Here is a 5,181-nt window from a genome sequence, read left to right as displayed (position 1 = left end):
GTGCCCACCACTAGCTCCGCAGGACCGGCTTCGCACTAGCTTCGCGTCGCCGCCCCCTCCCGCGGAGCCTGGAGTCACCCGGGCCGCGGCCAGACACTGCCATTTCCTACCAAGTCTGACGCCAAAAAGAAAGCAGCCCAACCATTCCGGTCGGGCTGCTGCCTTGTTTCTTTTCTCCTTCACCGCGGCGTCGTGTCGCGGATGATCAAGTGCGTCGCCAGGGTCAGCCGTTGGGCTAAGACGGGCTCACTGCTCTCGATCAGCTGACTCAGCCGGGCAAAGGCCTGGTGGCCCATGGCCTCCGTGTCCACGTGGACCGTGGTCAGGGGCGGCTCCAGATACTTCGCGATGGAAATATCGTTGAACCCGATCAGCGCTACCCGCTGGGGCACGGCAATGTCGGCCCGGCGCAGCGACTTCAAAGCACCGATTGCCAGCGCATCGCTGGTGGCAAAGAACGCTTGGGGCAGGTGGTCGTCCAGCTGGGCGAGGGCGGTGTCCATCATTTCTTCACCGGACGTGGGGTTGAAAGCCCCGTCGAAGACCCACTCGGGATGGTACAGGCCAAGCTTCTTCAGAGCCGTGGTGAACACCCGCGGACGGGAATCTGCCCACTCGTTGCCTTCGCTGGTTTTCTCCACACCGCGCAGCATGCCGATGCGTTCTAAGTGGTGGCTGATGAAGAAATCCACCACTTGGGTGACGGCGCCGGCAAAGTCGGAAACGACACAGTCGATGTCTCGGCCTAAGACGTCATCATCGATGATCACCAGGGGCAGGCGGTAGCCCTTCAGTTCCTTGAGCTGATGGTCGCCGAACTTGCCGATGGCGACAATGCCGGCGACGTTCTTCAGCTCGTTAGCACCGAAGGAGTGAAACAGCCGAATAACGGAGTAGCCTTCCTCGGCTGCTGCTTCCTCCACGCCCATCCGGATGGAGAGGTAGTAGAGGTCGCTGAGTTCGTCCGCTTCGTCCACCCATTGGACGATGGCGATGCGCTTTTGCTGGGGTTGTTTGCGGTGGACCTTGGCGTATTGCAACTCATTGGCCACCTGGAAGATCTTTCGCCGGGTCTCCTCGGTCACATTCAGTGACTGATCATAATTCAATACCCGTGATACTGTGGCACTGGAGACGCCAGCCCGATCCGCGATATCCTTGATCGTGGCCATGTGTTGTCACTCCATTCTCGTTTCTCGTTATTGTCCAGTAACGCTGCTGATGAACCGCTGGAACCCGGCTTGGCCGGCGGCGTCCCGCTTGTAGACGCCGGCATCCATCAAGACCCGCAGGAAGACATGACCGACGGCTTGCCGGACGATGTCCTCAACGTTGCTGGCAGAAATGCGGCCGGCATTATCTTTGGCCAATTGCTCAGCCCACGGCCGATGATATTCCTTCATGGCATTATCCTGACCCAGCAGGAACTTCTCGACCTCGGCCAACTCATCCTTGAGCCGGGCCGGTAAGACGGCCAAGCCCATGACTTCGATGAGGCCGATGTTTTCTTTCTTAATGTGCTGAACGTCTTGATGCGGGTGGAAAATGCCGTCGGGATACTGGGCTGACGTCTGATTATCCCGCAGGACCAGGTCCAGCTGGTAATCGCCAGTCGCCGTCCGGGACGCAATCGGGGTCACCGTGTGATGGCGGGTACCATCCGTGTAAGCTCGAATGTCCAGCGCGTCATCGGAGTATTCCTGCCAAGCGGCGCGAATCTCCTCGGCGGCGGCCACCAAGTCCGTGGTGTCGGCTGCGGTGAGGCGAATGCAAGACATGGGCCAGTGGACGATCCCGGCCGTGACGTTGGGGTGCGCCGGCCAGGTGAAGGTGCTGTCCAGCTTGGCCACGGTCATCGGGAAGGTGTGGCGGCCGCCTTGATAATGTTCGTGGGAGAGCATCGACCCGCCGACAATGGGCAGGTCGGCGTTGCTGCCGACGAAGTAGTGGGGCCACACGGTGACGATGTGCAGCAGATTGACGAAGGTTTCCTCCGTGATGTGCATCGGCTCGTGGATCGTGTCCAAGAAGATGCTGTGTTCGTTGAAGTACGCGTAAGGCGAGTACTGGAAGCCCCAGTGGTGACCGTTGATGTCGAAGCGGATGATGCGGTGGTTGCTGCGGGCCGGGTAGTCCAGCCGCCCCTTGTAGCCCTCGTTTTGCAAGCACAACTGGCACTGCGGATAGTTGGTGTTGTTCTTCTGCTTCGCTGCCGCGGCAATTGCCTTGGGGTCCTTCTCCGGCTTGGACAAGTTGATCGTGATCTCCAGCTTGCCGTAATCCGTCGGGGTCAGGTAGCGAATATTCTTGGCGATCCGCCGCGTCTGGATATAATCGTTATTTTCAGAAAGGGAATGGAAGTAATTCGTCGCCGCTTCCGGTGATTCTTCATACCGCTTCCAGAATTCACGATTGACCAGTCCCGGAGTCGGGGTGTACAGATCCATCAGCTGGTCCCCGAGAATGTCCCGGTCCGGCTGAGAATCGTCGATTTCTCCGGTCTTGACGGCGTGGGCGACCAATTCGTCCTTCAAATCAATGACGTTGGTCGTCTCTGTCGTCAGATGGAGCGCATCATCGCCTACCAGAGCGAGAATGCGGTTGCTCAGATACACATCATCCACAGCCTCGTATTCGGGGTTGGCCGCGATGATGGCCTTGACGAATGCCGCCACGAGCGCGGTCTTTGCCATAATCTCCTGCACTTCTTTCTTCTCAGAATTCAATGATTACCGATCGTTGTAGCCGTTGGGATGCGTCTCGTCCCAGTGCCAAGCCGTGGCGATGATCTTCTCCATGTCGTCATACTTCGGGGTCCAGCCCAAGATCTTCTTGGCTTTTTCACTGGAAGCGACCAAGACGGCGGGGTCACCTGCGCGGCGTGGGCCGATTTCTGCCGGAATCGGCTTGCCGGTCGCTTTGCGGGCCGCATCGACGATTTCTTTGTTCGAGAAGCCGTGGGAGGAACCCAGGTTGAAGGCCGTGGAGTCATTGCCTTTCTTCAAGTATTCCATGGCTAAGATGTGGGCGTCAGCCAAGTCCATGACGTGGACGTAATCCCGGATGTTGGTGCCGTCGTCAGTGGGATAGTCGCCGCCGAAGATGGTCAGCTTGTCCCGCTTGCCTTGAGCGACTTGCAAGATAATGGGAATCAAGTGGGTCTCCGGGTGGTGGTCTTCACCAATAGAGCCGTCCGCCTTGGCACCGGCGACGTTGAAGTAGCGCAGGGCGACGAACTTGATGCCGTAAGCGACATCGGCCCAGTGGATGATCTTCTCCATTGACAGCTTGCTCTCGCCGTACGGGTTCGTGGGAATCTGCGGATCCGTTTCCTTGATCGGTACTTGCTTGGGTTCGCCGTAGGTGGCAGCGGTGGAAGAAAAGACGATGCGCTTGACACCGGCATCGCGCATCACTTCCAGCAGGGCGGTCATGCCGTAGGTGTTGTTGTCGAAGTACTTCAGCGGATTGCTCATCGACTCGGGCACGACGGAGAACGCGGCGAAGTGGATCACTGTGTCGATGTCTTCCTTGTCAAAGACCTCGCGCATGAAGAGCTTGTCCCGGACGTCGCCTTGATAGAAGCGGGCCTTGGGATTGATGGCCTTAGCGTGGCCAGTGATCAAGTTGTCGACGACTGCGACGTCATAGCCCTTTTCCACCAAGCGATCTACGGTATGTGAGCCAATGTAACCGGCGCCGCCTAATACTAATACTGTCATTTGATCTGCCTCCAATGTGTGTGTTGGTTGCTTGTCAATTGCTGCTGCAGTGAGAAATTAAAGCTGAACCCGGTGCGGGCCATCAGAAATTTCAGCGACATAGAAGTCAGCCGCGTAGCCGATGGTGTCCTTATACGTGTCACCGACAGCTTTCTCAAAAGCCGGAATGGCATCGTCGTGGACCAGTGCAATAGCGCAGCCGCCGAAGCCGGCCCCGGTCATCCGGGCGCCGATGACGCCGGATTGCTGCCAAGCAGTGTGGACCAGGGTATCCAGTTCCTTGCCGGTGACTTCGTAGTCGTGCTCCAGTGACACGTGGGACGCGTTGATCAGCCGGCCGAAGCGAGCCAAATCGTTGTTTTGCAGAGCGTCAACGGCTTCCAAGGTGCGCTGATTTTCGAAGACCGCGTGGCGGGCCCGCTTGATCAGCGTGTCGTCGTTGATCAGGTAAGTATACTCATCGAATTCTTCTAAGGAGAGGGCGCCCAGACTCTGTACGTCGTCTCCCTTTTGAATCATCGCCAGGGCTTTTTCACATTCAGCGCGGCGTTCGTTGTACTTCGAATCGGACAGCTGACGGCGCTTGTTGGTATTCATGATGATGATCTTGGCGTCGCCCAGGTTCAGTTTCTGGTAAGCATATTCCATGGTGTTGGTGTCCAGCAGAATGGCGTGATCCTGCCGCCCCATGGCAATGGCGAACTGATCCATGATGCCGGAATTCACACCGATGAACTTGTTCTCCACCCGCTGGCCCAGCTTGGCCATGTCCACGGGATCCATCTTGATGTTGAACTGATCGGCCAGCAGGTTGGCGGTCACCAGTTCCAGTGCGCTGGAGGAAGAAAGCCCAGCGCCGTTCGGCAGGTTGCCCCAGAAGAAAATATTCAGGCCGTGATCGATGGTGCCGGACTCGGCCATAAACTTGGTCGTGCCGACAACGAAGTTCGCCCAGTCATAGGCCTTCTTGTTCTCCAGGCCGTCCAGGGGCACGGTCACGATGCCCTTATCGGCGAAATTCGCCGAGTACAGCCGAAACTCTTTGTCTTCCCGCGGGGCAACGACCGCGTATGTCCCCAGGCTAATGGCACAGGGGAAAACGTGGCCGCCGTTATAATCGGTGTGCTCACCGATCAAATTGATCCGCCCCGGCGCAAAGTACATCGCCTTGGCCGGCGTGTTGAACTGTTCTTGGAACTGGTCCAGCAATTCTGAATGATCCATTGAAAAGACACCTCTTTCTTTGTATTCAAGTGTAGTATAGCACGATTTAGTAAAGTTTACTAAATAATATTTACTGATGGGAATAAAAAGTCGTTCTGACGCCGGTATCATCATGATGGTGGCGTTTTATCCGGCATTCAGTGAAGCGCTTTATGGTTTGTGGGGGAGAGAAGTATGACGCGGGACCCGGCGATTTGGGCCCTCCGGCTGGCTGGGCGTGGAACGCCGTGGGCAC

Annotated in this window: 4 protein-coding genes; all 4 read right to left on the bottom strand. The window is 57.3% G+C overall.

The window, feature by feature from the left end:
- Positions 1–179 precede the first annotated feature (179 nt).
- From L248_RS14750 to L248_RS14735, 4 genes are read right to left on the bottom strand one after another with little or no spacing between them, the layout of a single operon-like run.
- Entirely contained in the window at positions 180–1,172 is a 993-nt protein-coding gene (locus L248_RS14750; protein ID WP_022531061.1) for a LacI family DNA-binding transcriptional regulator, read from the bottom strand.
- A gap of 27 nt (positions 1,173–1,199) precedes the next feature.
- Positions 1,200–2,693 carry a UDP-glucose--hexose-1-phosphate uridylyltransferase gene (locus L248_RS14745; protein ID WP_040537141.1) on the bottom strand — a complete coding sequence of 498 codons (1,494 nt, stop codon included), beginning with the start codon at positions 2,691–2,693 and terminating at the stop codon, positions 1,200–1,202.
- Positions 2,694–2,729: 36 nt separating this feature from the next.
- Positions 2,730–3,722 carry a UDP-glucose 4-epimerase GalE gene (gene galE, locus L248_RS14740; protein WP_022531059.1) on the bottom strand — a complete coding sequence of 331 codons (993 nt, stop codon included), beginning with the start codon at positions 3,720–3,722 and terminating at the stop codon, positions 2,730–2,732.
- A 57-nt stretch (positions 3,723–3,779) separates the two neighbouring features.
- A complete protein-coding gene (locus L248_RS14735) occupies positions 3,780–4,946 on the bottom strand; it encodes a galactokinase (protein ID WP_040537139.1) in 1,167 nt (388 codons plus the stop codon).
- Positions 4,947–5,181: the final 235 nt, after the last annotated feature.

Origin of the sequence: Schleiferilactobacillus shenzhenensis LY-73 (genome assembly GCF_000469325.1) — a bacterium.
Classification (GTDB): Bacteria; Bacillota; Bacilli; order Lactobacillales; family Lactobacillaceae; genus Schleiferilactobacillus; species Schleiferilactobacillus shenzhenensis.
This window is presented reverse-complemented; position numbering and strand designations above follow the sequence as displayed.

Coding starts and splice junctions, on each gene's coding strand:
- galE (WP_022531059.1), bottom strand. CDS start 3,722: ATGACAGTATTAGTATTAGGCGGCGCCGGTTACATTGGCTCACATACC.
- L248_RS14735 (WP_040537139.1), bottom strand. CDS start 4,946: ATGGATCATTCAGAATTGCTGGACCAGTTCCAAGAACAGTTCAACACG.
- L248_RS14745 (WP_040537141.1), bottom strand. CDS start 2,693: ATGGCAAAGACCGCGCTCGTGGCGGCATTCGTCAAGGCCATCATCGCG.
- L248_RS14750 (WP_022531061.1), bottom strand. CDS start 1,172: ATGGCCACGATCAAGGATATCGCGGATCGGGCTGGCGTCTCCAGTGCC.